This window comes from Actinomadura sp. NPDC000929, from assembly GCF_040492065.1.
Lineage (GTDB): Bacteria > Actinomycetota > Actinomycetes > Streptosporangiales > Streptosporangiaceae > Spirillospora > Spirillospora verrucosospora.
This window is the reverse complement of sequence record NZ_JBEUPA010000156.1, coordinates 1-19,000: the sequence shown is the minus strand read 5'-3', so window position 1 is coordinate 19,000 and position 19,000 is coordinate 1. Positions and strand designations below refer to the sequence as shown.

At 74.9% G+C, this 19,000-nt stretch carries 18 protein-coding genes; 8 read left to right on the top strand and 10 right to left on the bottom strand.

The window, feature by feature from the left end; genetic code table 11:
• Positions 1 to 923 (top strand): ABC transporter ATP-binding protein (locus tag ABWI04_RS35535; protein ID WP_353835131.1); only part of this gene is annotated, 923 nt, incomplete at its 5' end.
• Positions 924 to 967: 44 nt separating this feature from the next.
• Entirely contained in the window at positions 968 to 1,897 is a 930-nt protein-coding gene (locus ABWI04_RS35530; protein WP_345179119.1) for a LysR substrate-binding domain-containing protein, read from the top strand.
• On the opposite strand, the gene ABWI04_RS35525 is transcribed toward ABWI04_RS35530, so the two are convergent.
• From ABWI04_RS35525 to ABWI04_RS35500, 6 genes are all read right to left on the bottom strand, one after another.
• On the bottom strand, positions 1,898 to 2,767 hold the full coding sequence (locus tag ABWI04_RS35525) for an alpha/beta hydrolase (protein WP_353835130.1): 870 nt from the start codon (positions 2,765 to 2,767) through the stop codon (positions 1,898 to 1,900). It abuts the gene before it with no gap.
• Between the two features lie 133 nt (positions 2,768 to 2,900).
• Positions 2,901 to 3,653, bottom strand: coding sequence for an amino acid ABC transporter ATP-binding protein (locus tag ABWI04_RS35520; protein ID WP_353835132.1), 753 nt, complete (start codon positions 3,651 to 3,653; stop codon positions 2,901 to 2,903).
• A 38-nt stretch (positions 3,654 to 3,691) separates the two neighbouring features.
• The gene (locus ABWI04_RS35515) at positions 3,692 to 4,624 is read right to left on the bottom strand and encodes an amino acid ABC transporter permease (protein ID WP_345179221.1); all 933 of its coding nucleotides are present in this window, start codon (positions 4,622 to 4,624) and stop codon (positions 3,692 to 3,694) included.
• 12 nt (positions 4,625 to 4,636) lie between these two features.
• Entirely contained in the window at positions 4,637 to 5,578 is a 942-nt protein-coding gene (locus tag ABWI04_RS35510) for an ABC transporter substrate-binding protein (protein WP_345179123.1), read from the bottom strand.
• Positions 5,575 to 6,384: a deaminated glutathione amidase gene (locus ABWI04_RS35505; protein WP_345179125.1), complete on the bottom strand. Its 810-nt coding sequence runs from the start codon at positions 6,382 to 6,384 to the stop codon at positions 5,575 to 5,577. Before ABWI04_RS35505 ends, ABWI04_RS35510 begins: the two co-directional genes overlap by 4 nt.
• Positions 6,381 to 7,319, bottom strand: a complete 939-nt coding sequence (locus tag ABWI04_RS35500; protein ID WP_353835129.1) for a substrate-binding domain-containing protein — start codon at positions 7,317 to 7,319, stop codon at positions 6,381 to 6,383. The genes ABWI04_RS35505 and ABWI04_RS35500 overlap by 4 nt, the downstream gene beginning before the upstream one ends.
• Before the next feature lie 130 nt (positions 7,320 to 7,449).
• Between ABWI04_RS35500 and ABWI04_RS35495 the strand changes: the two genes are divergently transcribed.
• On the top strand, positions 7,450 to 8,784 hold the full coding sequence (locus ABWI04_RS35495; protein WP_353835128.1) for an aminotransferase class I/II-fold pyridoxal phosphate-dependent enzyme: 1,335 nt from the start codon (positions 7,450 to 7,452) through the stop codon (positions 8,782 to 8,784).
• Here the strand turns inward: ABWI04_RS35495 and ABWI04_RS35490 are convergent.
• The 3 genes from ABWI04_RS35490 to ABWI04_RS35480 are packed head-to-tail and all read right to left on the bottom strand — an operon-like array spanning position 8,781 to position 11,067.
• Positions 8,781 to 9,224 (bottom strand): NUDIX domain-containing protein, encoded by a 444-nt coding sequence (locus tag ABWI04_RS35490; RefSeq protein ID WP_353835127.1) that lies wholly within the window; start codon positions 9,222 to 9,224, stop codon positions 8,781 to 8,783. The two genes, ABWI04_RS35495 and ABWI04_RS35490, sit on opposite strands and share 4 nt — an antisense overlap.
• Positions 9,221 to 9,859 (bottom strand): response regulator transcription factor, encoded by a 639-nt coding sequence (locus ABWI04_RS35485; protein ID WP_345179131.1) that lies wholly within the window; start codon positions 9,857 to 9,859, stop codon positions 9,221 to 9,223. Before ABWI04_RS35485 ends, ABWI04_RS35490 begins: the two co-directional genes overlap by 4 nt.
• The gene (locus ABWI04_RS35480; protein ID WP_353835126.1) at positions 9,847 to 11,067 is read right to left on the bottom strand and encodes a sensor histidine kinase; all 1,221 of its coding nucleotides are present in this window, start codon (positions 11,065 to 11,067) and stop codon (positions 9,847 to 9,849) included. Before ABWI04_RS35480 ends, ABWI04_RS35485 begins: the two co-directional genes overlap by 13 nt.
• A gap of 173 nt (positions 11,068 to 11,240) precedes the next feature.
• Between ABWI04_RS35480 and ABWI04_RS35475 the strand changes: the two genes are divergently transcribed.
• The 5 genes from ABWI04_RS35475 (at position 11,241) to ABWI04_RS35455 (ending at position 16,710) form a co-directional block, all read left to right on the top strand.
• A complete protein-coding gene (locus tag ABWI04_RS35475; protein ID WP_353835125.1) occupies positions 11,241 to 11,972 on the top strand; it encodes an ABC transporter ATP-binding protein in 732 nt (243 codons plus the stop codon).
• Positions 11,969 to 14,410: an FtsX-like permease family protein gene (locus ABWI04_RS35470; protein WP_353835124.1), complete on the top strand. Its 2,442-nt coding sequence runs from the start codon at positions 11,969 to 11,971 to the stop codon at positions 14,408 to 14,410. Before ABWI04_RS35475 ends, ABWI04_RS35470 begins: the two co-directional genes overlap by 4 nt.
• Positions 14,411 to 14,421: 11 nt before the next feature.
• Positions 14,422 to 14,592 carry a hypothetical protein gene (locus ABWI04_RS35465; protein ID WP_345179141.1) on the top strand — a complete coding sequence of 57 codons (171 nt, stop codon included), beginning with the start codon at positions 14,422 to 14,424 and terminating at the stop codon, positions 14,590 to 14,592.
• 110 nt (positions 14,593 to 14,702) lie between these two features.
• The gene (locus tag ABWI04_RS35460; protein ID WP_353835123.1) at positions 14,703 to 15,542 is read left to right on the top strand and encodes a DUF4253 domain-containing protein; all 840 of its coding nucleotides are present in this window, start codon (positions 14,703 to 14,705) and stop codon (positions 15,540 to 15,542) included.
• A 28-nt stretch (positions 15,543 to 15,570) separates the two neighbouring features.
• Entirely contained in the window at positions 15,571 to 16,710 is a 1,140-nt protein-coding gene (locus tag ABWI04_RS35455; protein WP_353835122.1) for a VldE C-terminal domain-containing protein, read from the top strand.
• Positions 16,711 to 16,717: 7 nt separating this feature from the next.
• Here ABWI04_RS35455 and ABWI04_RS35450 read toward each other — a convergent pair whose 3' ends face one another.
• Positions 16,718 to 18,718, bottom strand: a complete 2,001-nt coding sequence (locus ABWI04_RS35450) for an ATP-binding SpoIIE family protein phosphatase (RefSeq protein WP_345179148.1) — start codon at positions 18,716 to 18,718, stop codon at positions 16,718 to 16,720.
• Positions 18,719 to 19,000: the final 282 nt, after the last annotated feature.

Here is a 19,000-nt window from a genome sequence, read left to right as displayed (position 1 = left end):
CGCAGGCCGTCCTGCTGCTGGCCTCCCGCCTCCGCGCCGCCGCGGCGGGCACCGACCAGCTCTTCGAGGCGGCGCCGTTCGTCCGCGACCTCAGGTCGTTCCTCAGCCCGCCGGAGCGCGCGCACGCCGAGCCCGCGCCGCCGCCCTTCCAGGTGCTGACGGCCGAGAACCTCGGATTCGGCTACCCCGCGGCGTCCCGCCCCGCGCTGGACGGCGTCGACCTCACGATCAGGGCGGGCCAGGTCGTCGCGCTGGTGGGCGAGAACGGCTCCGGCAAGACGACCCTGGCGAAGCTGCTGTCGCACCTGTACCGGCCGGAGTCGGGGCGGATCCTCTACGACGGGGTCGACGTCGCGGGCGCCGACCCGGAGGAGCTGCGCGCCTCCGTCGCCGTGCTCTTCCAGGACTTCGAGCGCTACCTGCTGCCGGCGTCCGACAACATCGCCCTCGGCAGGCCCGAGCGCGCCGGCGACCGGCGGGCCGTCGAGCGGGCCGCGCTCGCCGCCGGGGCGGACCGGTTCCTGCGCGGCCTGCCGGACGGCTACGGGACGCTGCTCGGACCGCAGTTCGCCGGAGGCGTCGACCTGTCCGGCGGCCAGTGGCAGCGGGTGGCGCTCGCCCGGGCATTCTTCCGCGACGCGCCGTTCGTCATCCTGGACGAGCCGACCGCCACCCTCGACGCCCGCGCCGAGCACGACCTGTTCGAGCGCCTCAGGGGCCTGCTCGCCGGACGCACCGTGCTGCTCATCTCGCACCGCTTCTCGACCGTCCGGACGGCCGACCACATCTACGTGCTCGCCGGCGGCCGGATCGCCGAGCACGGCACCCACGCCTCGCTGATGGCGGCCGGCGGGCGCTACGCCGAGCTCTTCGCCCTCCAGGCCGAGGGATACCTCGACCCCGCCGCCATACCCGGGCGGTGACCCCGGAGCCAGCGGATATGACAGAACTGTGATAACAAGTCGGCATGCGCGCGATCGACCTGCTCAACGGACGGCTCAAGCTGCGGCACCTGGTGCTCGTCGTCGCGGTCGCCGACCAGGGCAGCGTCCTGCGGGCCGCCGAGCACCTGCGGCTCGCGCAGCCCGCCGTGACGCGCAGCCTGCGCGAGGTGGAGGGCATCCTCGGCGTCGAACTGTTCACCCGCGGCCCGCGCGGCATGACCCCGACGATGTTCGGCGACGCGTTCGTCGAGCACGCCCGCGCCGTCCTGGCCGAGCTCCGCCGCGCCGGCGAGCGCATCAGCGGCCTGGCCGACGGCGAGGTCGGCACGGTCACGATCGGCACGCTGCTCGCGGGCTCCAGCGTCCTGCTCCCCCGCGCGATCGCCGCGCTGAAGCGGGACCGCCCCGGCGTCACCGTGATCGTCCAGGAGGCCACCTTCGACGCGCAGGTCCCGCGCCTGCTGGACGGCGAGATCGACCTGATCCTCGGCCGCCTCAACCCGATCGGGGACCTGCGCGGCCTGCGCCAGATCACCCTCTACGGCGAACCCGTCCGCCTCGTCGCCCGCCGGGGCCATCCCGCGCGCTCCGTCGCGGGCCTCGGCCTGGCCGACCTGCTCGCCTACCCCTGGGTGCTGCCCCTGGAGCAGACGGCGCTGCGGTCGGAGCTGGAACAGGTCTTCCGCGCCGAAGGCCTGGACCCGCCCGGCAACCTGGTCGAGTGCACGTCGGTGCTGACCGTCCGCACCCTCGTCCGCGACACCGACATGATCGCCGCCCTTCCCGAGCTGGTCGCGCGGACCGACGCCGACATCGCGCCGCTGCCCGTGCCGCTGGAGACCGTCCGCCGCCAGGTGGGCGTCACGCTGCCCGCGCACCGCGCCCCGACTCCGTCGGCCCGGCTGATGCTCGACCATCTCCGCCGCGCCGCCGCCGAGATCACCGCAGGCTGATCACACCGCGCGGACCAGGTCGACGAGCGCCCGGCCCACCGCGGAGTCCGCATCCGCCAGGTCGAGGACCACGTCGAAGTGGTCGCGGCCCGGCACGACCATCAGGTCTCCGGCGTCCCAGTGCGGATGGAACAGCCGGGACTGCGCGAGGAAGCCCTCCCCGTCGTCCTGCGCGACGACGAGGACGGCCGGGCAGCGGTACGGCGCCGGCAGCAGCGCCGGGCTCAGCGCCGCGGCCCGCGGCAGGTCCAGCCGCACGGCCTCGTTGACGTAGACGCGGGTGATCGGGCGGATGTCGAACAGCCCGCTGAACGGCATCGCGGCCTTGACGACGTCGGCGGGCAGCCCGAGCGGCTCCTGCCAGCCGCCGACCATCGTCATCCCGGTCAGGTGCCCGCCCGCCGAGCTGCCGCCCACCACGATGCGGTCGGGGTCGAGTCCGTGCTCGCGCCCGTGCCGGTGCACCCAGGCCACGGCCGCCCGCACCTGCCGGACGATCTCCTCCAGCGTCGCCTTCGGCGCCAGCGTGTAGTCGGGCACCACGGTCGCGACGCCCTGCTCGTGCAGCATCCTCGCCATGAACGACGACACGTCCCGCGACAGAGCCATCCAGTAACCGCCGTGCAGGAACACGAACACCGGCCGCAGCCCTTCGCCGGCGCCCCAGACGTCGAGCCGCTCCCCGCTCGCCTCGTCGTAGACGATCCCCGGGCGCCCGGGCAGCCCCTCGACCGCCGCCTCCGACATGGCCCGGTACCGGGCCATGTGCCGGTCGAACAGCTCGGGACCGGCCTTCCTGCGCACGTTGTAGGCGACGTCCAGTTCCTCGTCGCTCAGCTGACTGCCCGGCCAGTCGCCCAGATCGTCCACGAACGCACCTCCGCTCCAGGACCAGCCTCCCGTCCGCCCGGGAGACGATCAAATACCCTTCCCGGCCTCGCGGTATCACGCCTTCGCCATACCCGGCCGGCGGCCCCCGCCGCGCCGGCCGGGCGGCGGCCGGTCAGAGCACCTTGCTGAGGAAGGCCTTCGTGCGCTCGTTGCGCGGGTGGTCCAGGACCTCCGAGGGGCTGCCGGACTCCACGATGACACCGCCGTCCATGAAGACGACGCGATCGGCGACCTCGCGCGCGAAGCCGATCTCGTGCGTGACGACGATCATGGTGAGGCCCTCCTCGGCGAGGGTCTTCATGGTGTCCAGCACGTCCCCGACCAGCTCGGGGTCCAGTGCGGAGGTCGGCTCGTCGAACAGCATCAGCTTCGGCCGCATCGCCAGCGCGCGGGCGATCGCGACGCGCTGCTGCTGCCCGCCGGACAGATGGCGGGGGTAGCCGCCCGCCTTGTCGGCGAGGCCGACCTTGGCCAGCAGCTCGCCGGCGCGCGCCCGGGCCTCGGCGCGGGAGTCGCCGCGCACGCCGGTCGGCGCCTCCATGACGTTCTGCAGGACGGTGAGGTGCGGGAACAGGTTGAACTGCTGGAACACCATGCCGATCTCGCGGCGCTGCCGCGTGACCTCGCGCTTGCGCAGGTGCCGGGGCTTCCCGCCGGACACGCTGAACCCGATCAGCTCGCCGTCCACGTGGACCGAGCCGCCGTCGATGGTCTCCAGGTGGTTCACGCACCGCAGGAACGTCGACTTGCCCGAACCGGACGGCCCGAGGATCACGACGACCTCACCGGGGCCCACGTCCAGGTCGACGCCCTTCAGTACCTCCAGGTGTCCGAACCTCTTGCGGACGCCCCGCGCCCGCACCATCGGGACGACGGCCGTCGGCGGGTCCTTCTCCAGCGCGGTCACGGCGACACCTCCGGGGCGGGACGGCGGCGCCGCATGAGGACGAAGTCCCAGAAGCCCTGCCGGGCGTCGCGGGTGGCGCCGCGCGAGTAGTGGTGCTCGATGAACGACTGCCCGACGTACAGGATCGAGGTGATCACCAGGTACCAGAGGCAGGCGACGAGCAGCAGCGGGATGGTCTGGAACGTCCGGTTGTAGATGGACTGGACGGTGTAGAGCAGGTCGGCGAGGGCGATCACGCTGACCAGCGAGGTGGCCTTGAGCATGTTGATCACCTGGCTGCCGGTCGGCGGGACGATGAACCGCATCGCCTGCGGCAGCACGATCCGCCGGAAGGTGCGGGCGCCGCCCATGCCGAGCGCCTGGGCGGCCTCGGTCTGGCCGGGGTCCACGGCGAGCAGCCCGCCGCGGATGATCTCCGCCATGTAGGCCGCCTCGTTGAGGCCGAGCCCGAGGATGGCGGCGATCAGCGGGGTGATGAGGTGGTTGGTGTCGCCGTGCAGGAACTCCGGCCCGAACGGGACGCCGACCGACAGCCGCGGCAGCAGCGCCGACAGGTTGTACCAGAGCACGAGCTGCACCAGCACGGGCACGCCGCGGAAGAACCACACGTACAGGCCGCACGCGGCGCGCAGCAGCGGGTTGTCCGAGAGCCGCCCCACCGCGAGCATGACACCGCCAGCGATGCCGACCGCCATCGCGATGACGGTCAGTTCGAGCGTGATGGCGATGCCGTCTCCGATGATGGAGGCGTTCATGTAGCGGCCGACGACGTCCCACTGGAAATTGTCGTTGGTCCACAGCAGGTGGGCGAACTGGGCGGCCAGCACGAGCACGACGAGCGAGGCGAGCCACCGCAGCGGGTGCCGCACGTGCGCCGCGCCCGTCACGTCGACGTCGCCGACGGTGCCGCGCGGATGCTCCTTGGTCATGGTCACCTCGGCTCACCCCTTCCTCGGCGCCAGGTTCACGCCCGGCTTGTCGAGCATGTTGGCGGTCAGGCCCCACTTGGTCATGACCTTCTTGTACGTGCCGTTCTCGATCAGCTTGCGGAACCCGTCGAGCAGGACGTCCCGCAGCGGCGAGTCCTTGGCGACGACCGAGCCCTGGTAGAGGTCGTCGAACCCGTTGGCCTTGCCCGTCCCGGCGAGCTCCAGGTCGTCGCCCGACTGCTTCACGAAGTAGCTGAGCGGCGCCTGCGAGGAGAAGAAGCCGTCGGCCCGGTGGGACCTGACGGCGAGAATCGCGGTCGGCTGGTCCTTGTAGGACTGCACCTGCACCGCGGGCTTGCCCTGCTGGACGCACGTGGCCGACTGGGACTTGACGACGTCCTCGGCCGACCCGCCCGCCATCACCGAGATCTTCATCCCGCACGTGTCGGCGATGGACCCGATGTGCCTGGGGTTGCCCTTCGGGACGGCGAAGACGACGAACTCGCGGACCCAGTCGACGAAGTCGTTGGCGCTCTCGCGCTCGGGGAAGTCGCCGACCGGGCCCATCGCGAAGTCGTACCGGTCGGCCTTGATGCCGGTGAGCAGGCTGGGCAGCCCGTCCACGGTCACGTGCTCGATCTTGACGCCGAGCAGCTGGCTGAGCGCGGTGGACAGGTCGGCGGAGGCGCCGCTCAGCGACCGGCCGTCCGAGCCCGCGATCTCGTAGGGCGGGAACGAGCCGTTGTTGGCCGAGATCAGCGTTCCGGACGCCTTGTTCTTGGCGGGGAGCCGGTCGTGCAGCCCGTGGTCGAGCGTCTGGCGCAGGTCGGCGGCGCCGACGCCCTGCGAGGACTCGCCGTTGAGGATCCCCTCGGCCTCGGGCGGGTTCGCCCCGCACGCGGCGGTCCCCGCGAGCAGGGCCGCCGCCGCCAGGGCGGCGATGGCGCGTCTCATGCGGTCTCCTTCAGGGGGCGGATGGACGGGTCGACGCGGAAGCGGCGGTTGGCGAGCACGGGCAGCGCGCGGCGGGCCTCGGCCAGTTCCTCCTGGTCGGCGATGGCCCACAGGAGGCCGGGCCGGTCGCCCAGCCGGTCGCGGACGGTGCCGAGCGGGTCGACGACCATGCTCGATCCGATGTTGCGGCGGCCGCACTCCCCCGACGCCGCGACGTAGCAGGTGTTCTCCAGCGCCCGGGCGGTCACCATGACCTCCCAGTGCCGCTCCTTCGCGGGGCCGCGCACCCAGGCGGCCGGCAGCGCGAGCACGTCGGCGCCCGCGTCGACCAGCAGCCTGGCCATTTCCGGGAATCTTACGTCGTAGCAGGTCATGAGGCCCACCTTCCAGCCGTCGCAGTCGACGACCACGGGCTCTCCGTCGCCGGGCGCCACCCGGTCGGACTCCCGCGCGCCGAACGCGTCGTACAGGTGGACCTTGCGGTAGGCGGCGACGAGCTCGCCGTCGCGGACGGCGACGAGGGTGTTGTGGACCTTGCCGTCCCCGGCCGGTTCGTGGACGCCCGCGACGATCGTGGTGCGCGAGCCTTCACTGTGGGCGCGCAGGCCGGTGACGAAGGGGCCGTCCAGCGGCTGCGCCGCGCCGGTGATGCGGGCGGGCTCGTCGATGAACAGGGCGAGGGAGTCCTCGGGCAGCACCAGCAGGCCGGCGCCGCCCTGGACGGCCTCGTCGATCAGCGTCATGCAGGTCTTGAGGTTGGTCTGCCAGTCCTCGGTGGAGGCGAACTGGCCCACGGCGATCCTCATCCGAAGAGCTCCTCGGCCTTGATCGGGCGGGGCGCGATGCCCTGCTCGTACAGTTCCGCGCAGAACGCGGCGGTCATGGCGGCGTTGGCCTCGGTCCCGTAGGGCATCCAGTCGGGTCCGAAGATCCGCGCCTGCGCCTCCAGCTCGTCCAGCAGCCAGGGCGTGGTGTCGGCGAGCAGCCGGCGGCGCTCCAGCCAGAGGCGCTTGGACGCCGCGAAGGCCTCCTGGACGGCCTCGGGGAGCCAGGGGTGGGCGTCCACGACCTCGCGCTTGAGGGCGAGGAGGTGGATGCCGGGGACGAAACCGGTCCCGGCGTAGTAGGCCGTCTCGGCCGCGCGGTAGTCGCCGTAGAGGTGGCGGAAGCGGCCGCCGGCGGTGAACATCTCCGGGGGCATGAACGGGGTGAAGATCGCGTCGAGGCTCCCGTCGGCGAGCCCCTCCACGAGGGGCGTGCCCGTGACCCGCACGTTGCCGGGCAGCGGGCGGGGGCCGACGCGGTCCTTGCCGGTCTCGCCGGCCGCGAGCGACCCGACGCGCCACTGGATGCCGGACAGGTCGACGCCCTCGGCCCGCAGCAGCGCCCGCGTCCAGGTGTTGCCGGAGTCGGGCCAGCCGGTGAGCCCGATCGTGGCGCCCGCCAGGTCCCGCGGGGAGGAGAGGCCGCTGCTCCAGCGGACGAGCACGCAGCGGTGCCGGAAGCCTCGCATGAGGAACACCGGCAGGCCCACGAGCCGGTCGTCGCCGGCCGCGCGCGCGAGGGCGTAGCGGCTGAAGGACGTCTCGCCGCCGTCCAGGCCCGGCTCGGCGAGGACGTCGGGGGTGGCGTCGCGGGTCTCGACCTCCAGGGCCGCCCCCCGGGCGCCGGTCCGGCCGGTCAGCAGCGGGACCAGATGGTCCCAGTCCCGCACCGCCAGACGTATCCGTGGAATCGGCACAGCACTCCATCTCTGCACGTAGAAGGGGGTTTGCCCGCACATCGGGGCGCGATGGGATCCGACTTTAGGGTCTGTTTGTAGCCAGTACAATGGGCGTTTTGTTACTGCACATAACTTGTCCGGAGGTAGCGTGACCGACGCGGCGTGGCTGGCCGAGCGCATCGGCGACCGCACGGCCCGGGGCATCGCCGCGGCGATGACCGGCCTGATCCGCGGCGGTGAGATCCCGGCGGGCACCCGGCTGCCGACCGTCCGCGGCCTCGCGGCGGAGCTCGGGGTGAGCCCCGGCACCGTCGCCGACGCCTGGGCGACGCTGCGCCGGCACCGCGTCGTCAGCGCCCAGCGGCGGCGCGGCACCGTGGTGATCGGCCCGCCGAACGTCCCGCACCCCGCGCGGTACGAGCGAATCGGGGAGTTCGGCACCCGGCTCGCGATCGACCTCGCCGTCGCCGCGCCCGACCCGGCGCTGCTGCCGCCCCTGGACGCGGCGCTCGCGGTCGGCGCCCGGACCCCGCACCTGAACGACTACACCCGCGAGACGATCACTCCCGCCCTGCGCGCCGCCGTCGAGCCGGGCTGGCCCTTCCCCGCCGCCGCCATGCTCACGGCGGGCGGCGGCTACGAGGGCGTCCAGCTCGTCTGCCAGACCGTCGCCGTCCCCGGCGACCGGATCGCCGTGGAGGACCCGACCGGCGCCCGGCTGCTGGACATCCTGGAGGCGCAGGGTGCCGAGGTCGTCCCGGTGGCCTGCGACGCCGAGGGCCCGGAGCCGGAGTCCCTCGCCGAGGCCCTGGCGGAGGGGCCGGCCGCGTTCGTGTACCAGCCGCGCGCCCACACGCCCCGGGGCCACGCGCTCACCCCCGCGCGGGCCGCGGCGCTCGCCGCGCTCCTCGCGCCGGTCAGCACCCTCGTGATCGAGGACGACGGCACCGGCGAGGCGTCCGCCTCACCGGCCGTCAGCGTCGGGACCCACCTGCCGGACCGCACCGTCCTCGTGCGCTCCTACTCCAAGTCGCACGGCCCCGACCTGCGCATCGCCGTCATCGGCGGCGCGGCCGAACCGGTGGAGCGGGTCCGGGTCCTGCGCAGCTTCGGCACCGGCTGGACGAGCCGCGTCCTCCAGGACGCCCTCGCGCACCTGCTGACCGACCCCGCCACCGACGAGATCGTGGCACGGGCGCGCCTGGCCTACGCCGAGCGCCGCGACGGGCTGGCCGCCGCGCTCGCCGAGCGGGGCGTGCCGACGGGCAACCGCGACGGCCTGATGCTGTGGGTCCCGGTCGCCGACGAGTCCGGCGCCCTGGTCACGCTGGCCGCGCACGGCGTCGCCGCGGCGCCCGGCAGCCGCTACCAGATCGTCCCGTCCGGCCCGCACCTGCGGATCGCGACGAGCCGCCTGCACGACACGCCGTTCCCGCTCCCGGAGCTGGCCGACCTGATCGCGCTGGCCGCCCGGCCCCGCTAGGGAACGAGCCCGGGGAGGTCACCGGCGTGGTGGCGCAGGTAGGCGGTGAGCACCTCGGGGACGAGGTTCAGGTGCCCGAGGACGGCGGGGGTGCACGGGACGAGGTCGACGTCGTAGCGGCCCTTCGAGGGGTCGTCGAACTCGGGGCCGTGCCGGCGCGAGAGGTCCATCGTCACCAGGCGGCACACGTAGAAGGCGGTGAGGCGGTGCAGCTCGGGGGCCTGCTCCGCGCACGCGAAGACCTGCCGGACGGGTCCGGCGGTCGCGCCGAGTTCCTCGTCCAGCTCGCGGCGCAGGGCGGCCTCGGGCGAGGCGTCGGCCGGCTCGATCCCGCCGCCCGGGGTCGTCCAGTAGACGGGGCGGCCGGGCACGGTGCGGCGCAGCAGGACGAGCGCGTCGCCGTCCAGCAGGAGGGCGCGGGCGGCCCGGCGCAGCCTCACGAGTTCAGGTAGGCCAGGACGGCGAGCACGCGGCGGTGCCCGCCGTCGGTGGGCGGCAGGCCGAGCTTGGCGAACACGGCGCCGATGTGCTTGCTCACCGACCGCTCGGTGATGACGAGGGTCGCGGCGATCGTGGCGTTGTCAAGGCCCTGCGCCATCAGCCCGAGAACCTCGCGCTCGCGCGGTGTGAGCTCCTGGAGGGGGTCGTGCCGGGACGTCATCAGCTGGGACACGACCTCGGGGTCGAGGGCGGTGCCGCCGGCGGCGACGCGGTCGAGGGCGTCGAGGAACTCGTCGACGCGGCCGACCCGGTCCTTGAGCAGGTAGCCGACGCCCCCAGCGCCGCCGGCGAGCAGCTCGGCGGCGTAGGTCTGCTCCACGTACTGCGACAGAACCAGCACCGGCAGGCCCGGCAGCCGCCTGCGCGCCTCGATCGCCGCGCGCAGCCCCTCGTCGCGGAACCCCGGCGGCAGCCGCACGTCCAGGACGGCGGCGTCCGGGCGGTGCTCCAGCAGGGCGGGCAGCACGTCGGGGCCGCTGCCCGCGGCGGCGACCACCTCGTGGCCGCCCGCGTCCAGCAGCATGGCCAGGCCCTCGCGGAGCAGGACGCTGTCCTCCGCGATCACGATCCGCACGGCAGCTCCACCTGAAGCGTCGTCCCTCCCCCGTCGGGGCTGTCGAGGCGGGTCGTCCCGTCGAGCGCCGCCACCCGGCGGCGGACGCCCGCGAGCCCGCTGCCCCGGTCCGGGTCGGCCCCGCCCTTGCCATCATCCCGCACGGTGATCGTGAGGCGGGCGGGTTCGCGCCGGAGCGCGACCCATCCGTGCCGGGCGCCGCTGTGCCTGGCGATGTTGGTGAGCGCCTCGGCCACGACGAAGTAGGCGGCGGCCTCGACGGCGGCGGGCGCCCTGCCGTCCTCGACGTCCAGCTCGACGGGGATCGGCTGCCCGGCGGCGAGGGCCAGCAGCGCCCCGGCCAGGCCGCGGTCGGACAGGATCGGCGGGTAGATGCCGCGAATCACCGTCCGCAGCTGCGCGAGCGCCTCCTCGACGCCCTCCCGGGCCTCCAGGAACAGCGTCCGGGCCGCGTCGGGATCGGCGTCGAAGCGGCGGTCGGCGAGGCCGAGCCGCAGGGCGGCGGCGACGAGCTGGGCCTGCGTCCCGTCGTGCAGGTCGCGCTCGATGCGGCGCAGCTCGGCGCCGTGCGCCTCCAGGGCCTCGGCGCGGGTCTCGGCCAGCTCCTCGACCCGCTCGGCGAGGCTGGTGCGCCGGGTGGGCGACAGCAGCACCTCGGCGAGCCTGGCCTGCCACCAACGGATCCGCGGCACCAGCCACAGCAGGATGCCCAGGTCGAAGGCGCCCTGCAGGAACGGCATCGTCAGCGCTTTGGGCCAGCTGTCCAAGGTGATGAACGCCGCCTGGGAGCCCTCGGGCGCCGCCCACCACCACAGCGGCAGCGAGAGCGTGAACGGGATCGCCGGCCACACCGCGACCGCGACCGCGGCGGCAGCCAGAGCGGTGAGCCCGTGCGCCGCCATCCAGGCCGCGTCCCGCCACGTGGAGGGCGATCGCAGCAGGCGCCCCGCCTCGCCGAGCCCCTCGCCGGAGGGCGGCCGGTACGGCTCGGGGATCTCGCGGCCGAGGACGCGCCCGGCCCGTCGCCGTTCGGCGTTCGCGAGCGCACGCAGGGGCTTGACGGCCGTCGGGAGCCACGGCAGCACGAGGAACGACAGGGCCAGCGCCGCCACGAGCGGGACGAGCCCGGCCATCGCGGGCAGGCCAGTGCGCAGGGCGCCGACCAGCTCGCCGGTCGCCTCCGCGCTGCGTCTCAGGGCTCGGTTCATGTCACCTCGCAGCACACCGTAGGCGACGCCGGCGCCCCCCGCACCCAGGCCTGCCCCCAGGCCGGTGGTGTAGCCCGCTACACCACCGTTTCGGGAGTGCGCGCCCATGTGCCCGGACCCCCGCGAAACCTAGGTTCGTCCAGGTGAGAGGCGGCATTCCACGGAGAGGCACCATGACCACGATGACGGCCGAGGCGACCGCGGAGGCGGTGCGCCTGGACACGGTCACCAAGACCTACGGGGACGTGCGGGCCCTGGACGGCGTCACCTGGACGTTCCGCCGCGGCGGGTTCACCGCGGTGATGGGGCCGTCCGGGTCCGGCAAGAGCACGTTCCTGCACTGCGCGTCCGGGCTCGACCGCCCGAGCGGCGGCACGGTCCGGATCGGCGGCGTGGACATCGGCGGGCTCAGCGAGGCGAAGCGGACGCGGCTGCGCCGGGAGCGGATCGGGTTCGTGTTCCAGGCGTTCAACCTGGTCCCGGCCATGGACGTCGAGCAGAACATCACGCTCCCCCTGCGGCTGGGCGGCACGGAGCCCGACCCGGCCCGGCTGGAGGAGATCGTCCGGCGGGTGGGCCTCACGGACCGGCTGCGGCACCGCCCCGCCGAGCTGTCGGGCGGGCAGCAGCAGCGCGCCGCCCTCGCCCGCGCCCTGATCACCCGCCCCGAGGTCGTCTTCGCCGACGAGCCGACCGGCGCCCTCGACCCGCGCACGGCCCGCGACGTCCTGCGGATGCTGCGCGAGGCCGTCGACCTGACCGGCCAGACGGTCGTCCTGGTCACCCACGACCCGGCGGCCGCCGCGTGGGCCGACTCGGTGCTGTTCCTCAGCCGCGGCCGCATCGTCGACGAGCTGGCGTCCCCGACCCCGTCGGCCGTCCTGTCCCGCTGGGAGACGCTGTGAAGCGCGGAGCCGTGAAGGGCAGGGGGGCGTTCGCCGGGGTCTTCGTCGCGCTGGCGTTCGCGGCGACGCTCGTCGGGGCGTGCGGGGTGCTGCTGGAGTCGGCGCTGCGGGCGCACGCGCCGGTCGAGCGGTTCGGCGCCGCCGCTGCGGTCGTGACCGGCCCGCGGAGCGTCACGGACCGGATGGGGAGGTTCGCGGACGAGCCGGAGGAGCAGAGCCGGCCGCTGACCGAGCCCGCCCCCGTCCCGGTCTCGGCCGCGGCCCGGCTGCGGGCCGTTCCGGGCGTGCGGGCCGTGGTCGCGGACGTGTCCTTCCCCGCCGTGCTCTCCTCGGGGCGGCCGGTGACCGGACACGGCTGGGAGTCGGCCGCGCTGCGGCCCTACCGGCTGAGCGCGGGCCGGGCACCGCGGGCGCCGGACGAGGTCGTGCTGAGCCGGTCCTCGGGCCTGGCGCCCGGGGCCGTGGTCCGGATCCAGGTAAACGGACCGCCCCGCCCCTACCGGGTGTCCGGGCTCGTCGCCGAGGGCCCCGCGGCGGCGTTCTTCACCGCGGCGACGGCCGCGGCCCTCGACGGGCGCCCGGGCCTCGCCGACGCCCTCGCGGTGCTCGGCGACCCCGACGAGGACGCGCTCCGCGGGGCCGCTCCCGGGCTCGCCGTCTCCTTCGGCGCGGCGCGCGGCGACGCCGAGGACCCGGCCGTCGCCTCCTCGCGCCCCGACATCGTGGAGCTGTCCGCCTCGCTCGGCGGGGTCGGCGTGATGACCGCCCTCGTGGTCGTCGGCGGCCTGATCGTGCTGTCGGTGCGGGAGCGGGCACGCGAGTTCGCGCTGCTGCGGGCGGTCGGGGCGACGCCGGGCCAGGTGCGGGGACAGCTCCTGCGCGAGACGCTGCGGGTGGGGGCGCCTGCCGCGCTGACCGGCGGCGCGCTGTCCCTCGCGGCGGGCGCCGCGCTGCACGCGGCGATGGTCCGCGAGGGCGTCCTGCCGGACGGCTTCGGCCTGGCGCTCGGCCCGCTGCCCGTCCTCGCGGCGGTCGCGATCACACTGCTCGCCGCTACCGCGACCGCGTTCCTCGCCTCGCTGCGGCCGTCGCGGATCCGGCCCGTGGAGGCGCTGGGCGAGGCCGCCGCCGAGAACCCGCGCCTGCCCCGCTGGCGCGTCGTCACGGGCGCCGCCTTCCTCGTCGCCGGCCTGAACGCCCTCGGTTTCTCGGCGGGCGCCACGGGGGCCGCCGCGAACGCCTCGATCGGCGGCCTGGTCGTCTCGCTGATCATCGCCACGGCCTTCCTCGGGCCGCTGGTGGCGCGGGCCGGGAACCGGGTGCTGGGCCGCGCCGCCCGGGCCGCCTCGCCGGTGGCCGGGCGGATGGCCCAGCAGGCGGCCGGCGCCGCCGCCCTGCGCGCCGGGTCGCTGATCACCCCGGTCGCCCTGGCGGTCGCGTTCGCGGGCGTCCAGCTCTTCGCGCAGTCCACCGTCGCCCACGCGGCGCGGACCCAGGCGGAGGACGGGAACCGCGCCGACCGGATCGTCGTGGCGGCGGGCCCCGGGCTCCCGTCCGGCGCCGCCGGGTCGGTGCGCCGCGTCCCGGGCGTGACGGCCGCGACGCCGGTCAGGGACACCACCGTCGTCATGGCGGTCAAGGAGCTGGGCGAGAAGAACCTGCGCTCGCTCAACGGCAGCGGCGTCGGCGCGGACGCGGCCGCCACGCTGGACCCGGGGGTGTCGTCCGGCCGCCTGGACGATCTGCGGGGCGACACCGTCGCGCTCAGCCGGGACGTCGCCGGCGGCCTGCGCGTCGGCTCGACGGCACCGCTGTGGCTCGCGGACGGGACGCGGATCCGGGCACGCGTCGTGGCGGTCTACGACCGCGGCCTCGGCTTCGGCGACGTGCTGCTCCCCCACGGCGTCGTGGCCGCGCACTCCGCCTCGCCGCTCGACGACCGCGTCCTCGTCCGCGGGCGGGCCGACCTGAGCGCGGCCACCGCCGCCTATACCGGGGCACGGGTGCTCAGCCCGGAGGCCTACCAGGCGGGCCTCTCGCAGGAGATGAGGCTCCAGGGCTTCGTCAGCCTGCTGGTGGTCGCCGCGATCACGGGGTTCATCCTCATCGGCCTCGTCACGACGCTGGCGCTGGCGACGGCGGCGCGCCGCCGCGAGTTCGCGCTGCTGCGGCTGGTGGGCGCCACCCGCCGCCAGGTCCTCCGGATGCTCCGCTTCGAGGCCGCGATCGTGCTCGGCACCGGCATCGCGGTGGGCGCCCTCATCGCGGCGGTGACCCTGACGGCGTTCGCGGCCCGCGTGACCGGCCTTCCCCTTCCCTCCATCCCGCCCCTGGCATGCGCCGCGATCCTCCTGGGCGTGGCCGGATCCGGCGCCGCCGCGATCCTCCTCCCGGCGCGCGCCGTGCTGCGCCGGCGCACCCCTCCCTCCCTCTCCTGAAAGGCACCGCCATGAGCAACTCCACCCGCTGGACCCTGATCTGCATCCTCATCGGGGTGAACGTCCTGTCGAACGCGGTCCTCGGAGACGGCCTGATCCAGATCGCCGTCAGCGCCGTCACCGGCCTCGCCGCCGCGGCCGTCCTGATCGACCTGCTGCTCCGCGGCCGCCGCGAGCCCTGAGCCCGACCGGGCCGCCCGGCCGGACGACCGAACCGCACGGCTCGTCCCCCGGGCGGCCCCCACCGCCGTTACGATCGCCACTGGCATGCTCTGTACCGGAACGGCGTGAAATGGATGATGTGGAGGTCCGGCACCTGCCGGGCGACCTGCCGCAGCTGTTCGACGGCGGCGCCGGGGACGGCGCGCCCGCCCGGACGCTGTCGGTTCCGCTGCCCGACGGGGACCTGGTCTGGCCCGATCCCGGGTACCCGCAACGGCAGCTCCTCCTGCGGCCCGCGTTCTGGCTGAGCGACGAGCCCGCCGGCGGCGACCTGTGGGCCCGGTTCCGCGCCGAGCACGCCCGCTCGGGCCTGTGGCCGCTGCTCATGGACGAGTCCGACCAGCCGTGGGCGGCCGGCCAGATCGCCCCCGAGCCGGTCGCCGAGGTCGGCAACTACCACCCCCACGCGTTCATGTACGAGGTGTGGGCGGACTGGGCCGAGCAGGCCGCCGACGACGACCACGACGACCTCGCCCCCTACGGGCGGCAGTGCCCCGGCCCCGCGCCCGCCGGCGTGCCGCTCGACGACCCGGACGCCATGGCCGACCGGCACGCCCGCGCCCTGGCCTCACGCGGCATGTCGCTCGGCCTGGTCGCGGTGGACCGCGGCGCCGACGCGCTCGCCACCGTCGGCTGGCAGGGCGCGCTGAACCACAACGAGTGGACGGCGCCGCTCTCGGCCGTCCTGCGAAGCTGGGAGGACCGCTTCGGCGCCCGCGTCGTCGCGCTCGGCTTCAACACCCTGGAGCTCAGCGTGGCCGCGCCTCCCGTGAGCACCCGGCACGCCGTGCACGTCGCGGCCGAGCACTGGGCGTTCTGCCCCGACATCCTCTTCCAGGGGCCCGGCACCCTCGCCGGGTACGCCGAGGAGATCCGCGGCAAGACCAACTGGTCGTTCTGGTGGGACTGACCGGCGACGGAGACGGGGGCGGGAACGGATGCGACGCAGTGGCAGGGCGCTCTCCGCGGTCATCGCGGCCGGGATCGCGCTCACCCTCGCGGCCGACGTCACCGTGCTCGCGCGGGACCGGACGGGCGGCGGGCCCCGCCGGCCCGGGAACCTGGTGTCGGTCACCGAAGCGCCGCGGACGCCGGCCGTCGCGCCGCTGACCCGCCGCTACACGCCGCACCTGCTGGTCGCCGGGACGGCCACGCTGCCGCCCCAGGCCGTCGAGCGGGCGAAGCGGCTCGACGGCGTCGCCGGGGTCGCGGTCGTGGACGCCGCGCGGGCCATGGTCGGCGACCGCCGCATGGGCCTGCTCGGCGTCGACCCGTCGGTCTTCCGCGCGTTCGCGCCCGAGCCCACCGCCGGATCCGACCAGCTGTGGCAGACCGTCGCGTCCGGCGGCCTGGCGGTGTCGTTCGAGCAGAGCCGCGACGGGGCGCTGCCCCTCGGCGCGGTGGTCCCGGCGGGCCGCAGCACCGCCCCGGCGCGGGTCCGCGTCGGCGCCTACGCCTCGATGGGCATCGGCGACGTCGGCGCCGTGGTGTCCCGCGACCAGGCCCGCGCGCTGGGACTGCCGGACGGGAACGGCCTCGTCATCAGCGCACCGGAGGCCGACACCGCGGCGCTGGTGAAACGCCTGAAGAAGGTGCTCCCGCGCGGCACGAAGGTGGCGACGCTGGCCGCGCCGAAGAGCACCGGCCGCACGCGGCCCAAGAGCCCCCCGCGGGTGACCGGGCGGCCCGACGGGGCGTCCGGCGGCCGCTCCCCCATCACCGGCAACGCGATGACGCCCACGATGCGGACCGTCCTGCTGGAGATCGCCGGGATGTTCGGCCCCTTCCCCGTGATCGGCTGCCACCGCTCCACCGGCGATCCGCAGGACCACGGCGACGGCCGCGCCTGCGACTTCATGGAGAGCACCGGCGGCCGGCCGCCGACCGCCGGCGCCCAGCGGCACGGCGACGAGGTCGCCCGGTACGCCGTCGCGAACGCGCGGCGGCTCGGCATCTCCTACGTCATCTGGAGGCAGCACATCTGGAACGTGCGCGGCGGCGGATGGCGGCCGATGGAGGACCGGGGGAGCATCACCCAGAACCACTACGACCACGTCCACATCTCGGTGCTGCGCTAGCCGCCCTTCAGGGAAGCGGCTGCTCGCACCACACCACCTTGCCGTCCCGGGTGCGGCGCACCCCCCAGCGCTGCGCCAGCCGCCCCACCACGTGCAGGCCCCGGCCCGACTCGCTCGCCTCGTCGTCCTCGTCGTGGTGGCGGATCCGGGGGTGCCCGTCGGAGGAGTCGAACACCTCGCAGACCAGCCCGCCCTCCCGCACCAGCCGCAGCCCGATGCGGCCGCCCGCGTGCCGGATCGCGTTGGTGACCAGCTCCGAGGCCAGCAGGGTGGTGGTGTAGGCCATGTCCTCCAGGCCCCAGCGGGCGAGCCGGTCGCGGATGAGGCCGCGCGCCCGGCGCACGGCGGCCGGCTCGGCGGGCAGCTCCCAGGAGGCGTGCCGGTCGGCCGGGATCCGCGCCAGCCGCGCCACCAGCATGGCGATGTCGTCGCGATGCTGGTCGTCGTAGACGCCGTCGAGGGCCGCCTGGCACAGGTCCTCCAGAGGGCGGGCGGCGGCGCCCGGCCCGAACGTGGCGCGCAGCCGGGCCAGGCCGTCGTCGATGTCGCGCGCCCGGTTCTCCACCAGGCCGTCGGTGTACAGGAACAGCAGCGTCCCGTCCTCGACGGTGAACTCGCGGCTGACGATGGGCCCCTCGCCGCCCACGCCGAGCGGCGGCGCGGGCGGGACCGGCAGGTACTCCGAGGCCCTGCCGGGCGGGACCAGCAGCGGCGGCAGGTGCCCGGCGCTGGCCACCTCGCACTGGCCGCTGACCGCGTCGTACACGACGTAGGCGCAGGTGGCGAAGTGGGGTTCGCGCTCGCCGAGCGTCCGCATCAGGGAGTCGAGCCGCTCCAGCGCCTCGGCGGGCGGCAGCTCCAGCCCGGCGAGGGTGTGGATCGCGGTGCGGAGTCGCCCCATGGTGACGGCGGCCTTCACGCCGTGCCCGGCCACGTCCCCCACCACCAGCGCGACCCGCGCGCCCGGCAGCGCGATCGACTCGTACCAGTCGCCGCCGACCTCGATCAGCCGGCTGCCCGGCAGGTACCGGTGGTGCACCTCCACCGGCGACGGCGCCGACAGCCCGGTCGGCAGGAGGCTGCGCTGCAGGGTCAGCGCGGTCGCCCGCTCCCGCGAGTACTGCCGGGCGCTCTCGACGAAGATGGCCGCCCGGGTGGCGAACTCCATCCCGATCTCGACGTCGTAGGCGTCGAAGGGCCGGTGCGCGACGTTGCGCGTGCAGACGAAGAAGCCGAGCACGCCCGCCGCCGAAGTAATCGGCAGAAGCAGCATCGACGCGCCCTTGAGCAGTTCGGCGACAGGCGGGCGGCGCCAGGAGGAGGCGAGGCTCGCCGCGCCCTCCCCGCCCAGCACGCGCAGCACCGGCTCGCCGGACGCCAGGCACAGCGCGTGCGGCGTCCCCTCCGGGTAGGCGAGGGACTCCCCGGTCGGGAACGTCGCGTCCCAGACCGGGTCCTGGTCGTCGAAGCCGATCGCCATCCGGCGCAGCTGCGGGCCGTCGGGGCCCTGCGGGCCCTCGTCGGCGTCGATATGGTTCTCCAGCAGCAGCAGCGCGCCGGAATTGCAGAAGTGCGGGACGAGCACGTCCATGAGTCCGCGCGCCAGCAATTCGAGGTCGAGCGTGGAGCCGATCCGCGGGAGCGCGTCGTCCAGCAGGGCGCGGCGGATGACGGCCGGGTCGACGAACCGGTCCGCGAGCGGCACCGGCACCTTCACCACGGCCAGCGCCGCGATCTCGGGCGCGCCGCCGCTCATCGGGTGGACGGTGACGACGGCGTCGAGCATGCCGCCGACCGGGGACTCCACGGCGAGCATGGCCGTGCGCTCCCGCCCGGCCCTCAGCGCCTCCAGCAGCGGCCTGCGCGCGCCGGGAATGACCTCGTCCAGCCGGGAACCCAGGAGGGCGTCCCCATTCGGGCACAGAACCGCAGCGGCGTTGCGGTCGAACTGGAGAATTATCCCCGACGAATCCATGCCGAGAATGAGAATTCGGGTGGACGACTCCATCGCTCGATTATGGGACATGGCGGGGCTCGATGAGGTCGATACGCGCGGGGAGTCCGTCCCTTACCGAAGCGCATGGGTCTCGGGCGGGAACTGATGCCGGGTCCGCTTCCCCGCGGGGCCGTGCGGCGGGCCCGGTTCCCCGATCGGGGTCCGCGCGGCAGACGGGTCCCGCGGTCAGGACTTCCCGAAGACCTGCGGCGGCGGGACGGGCGCGACGATCTCCTCGCCGTCGAGCAGCGGCGCGGCGCCCGCGCAGAACGCCGCGAGGTCGCCGCCCTCCAG

What these genes read in the sequence shown, in the direction of transcription:
- ABWI04_RS35450 (WP_345179148.1), bottom strand. Translation starts at nt 18,718, where the DNA reads ATGGAGTCGTCCACCCGAATTCTCATTCTCGGCATGGATTCGTCGGGG.
- ABWI04_RS35455 (WP_353835122.1), top strand. Translation starts at nt 15,571, where the DNA reads ATGCGACGCAGTGGCAGGGCGCTCTCCGCGGTCATCGCGGCCGGGATC.
- ABWI04_RS35530 (WP_345179119.1), top strand. Translation starts at nt 968, where the DNA reads ATGCGCGCGATCGACCTGCTCAACGGACGGCTCAAGCTGCGGCACCTG.
- ABWI04_RS35475 (WP_353835125.1), top strand. Translation starts at nt 11,241, where the DNA reads ATGACCACGATGACGGCCGAGGCGACCGCGGAGGCGGTGCGCCTGGAC.
- ABWI04_RS35460 (WP_353835123.1), top strand. Translation starts at nt 14,703, where the DNA reads ATGGATGATGTGGAGGTCCGGCACCTGCCGGGCGACCTGCCGCAGCTG.
- ABWI04_RS35480 (WP_353835126.1), bottom strand. Translation starts at nt 11,067, where the DNA reads ATGAACCGAGCCCTGAGACGCAGCGCGGAGGCGACCGGCGAGCTGGTC.
- ABWI04_RS35520 (WP_353835132.1), bottom strand. Translation starts at nt 3,653, where the DNA reads ATGGTGCGGGCGCGGGGCGTCCGCAAGAGGTTCGGACACCTGGAGGTA.
- ABWI04_RS35465 (WP_345179141.1), top strand. Translation starts at nt 14,422, where the DNA reads ATGAGCAACTCCACCCGCTGGACCCTGATCTGCATCCTCATCGGGGTG.
- ABWI04_RS35505 (WP_345179125.1), bottom strand. Translation starts at nt 6,384, where the DNA reads ATGAGGATCGCCGTGGGCCAGTTCGCCTCCACCGAGGACTGGCAGACC.
- ABWI04_RS35510 (WP_345179123.1), bottom strand. Translation starts at nt 5,578, where the DNA reads ATGAGACGCGCCATCGCCGCCCTGGCGGCGGCGGCCCTGCTCGCGGGG.
- ABWI04_RS35515 (WP_345179221.1), bottom strand. Translation starts at nt 4,624, where the DNA reads ATGACCAAGGAGCATCCGCGCGGCACCGTCGGCGACGTCGACGTGACG.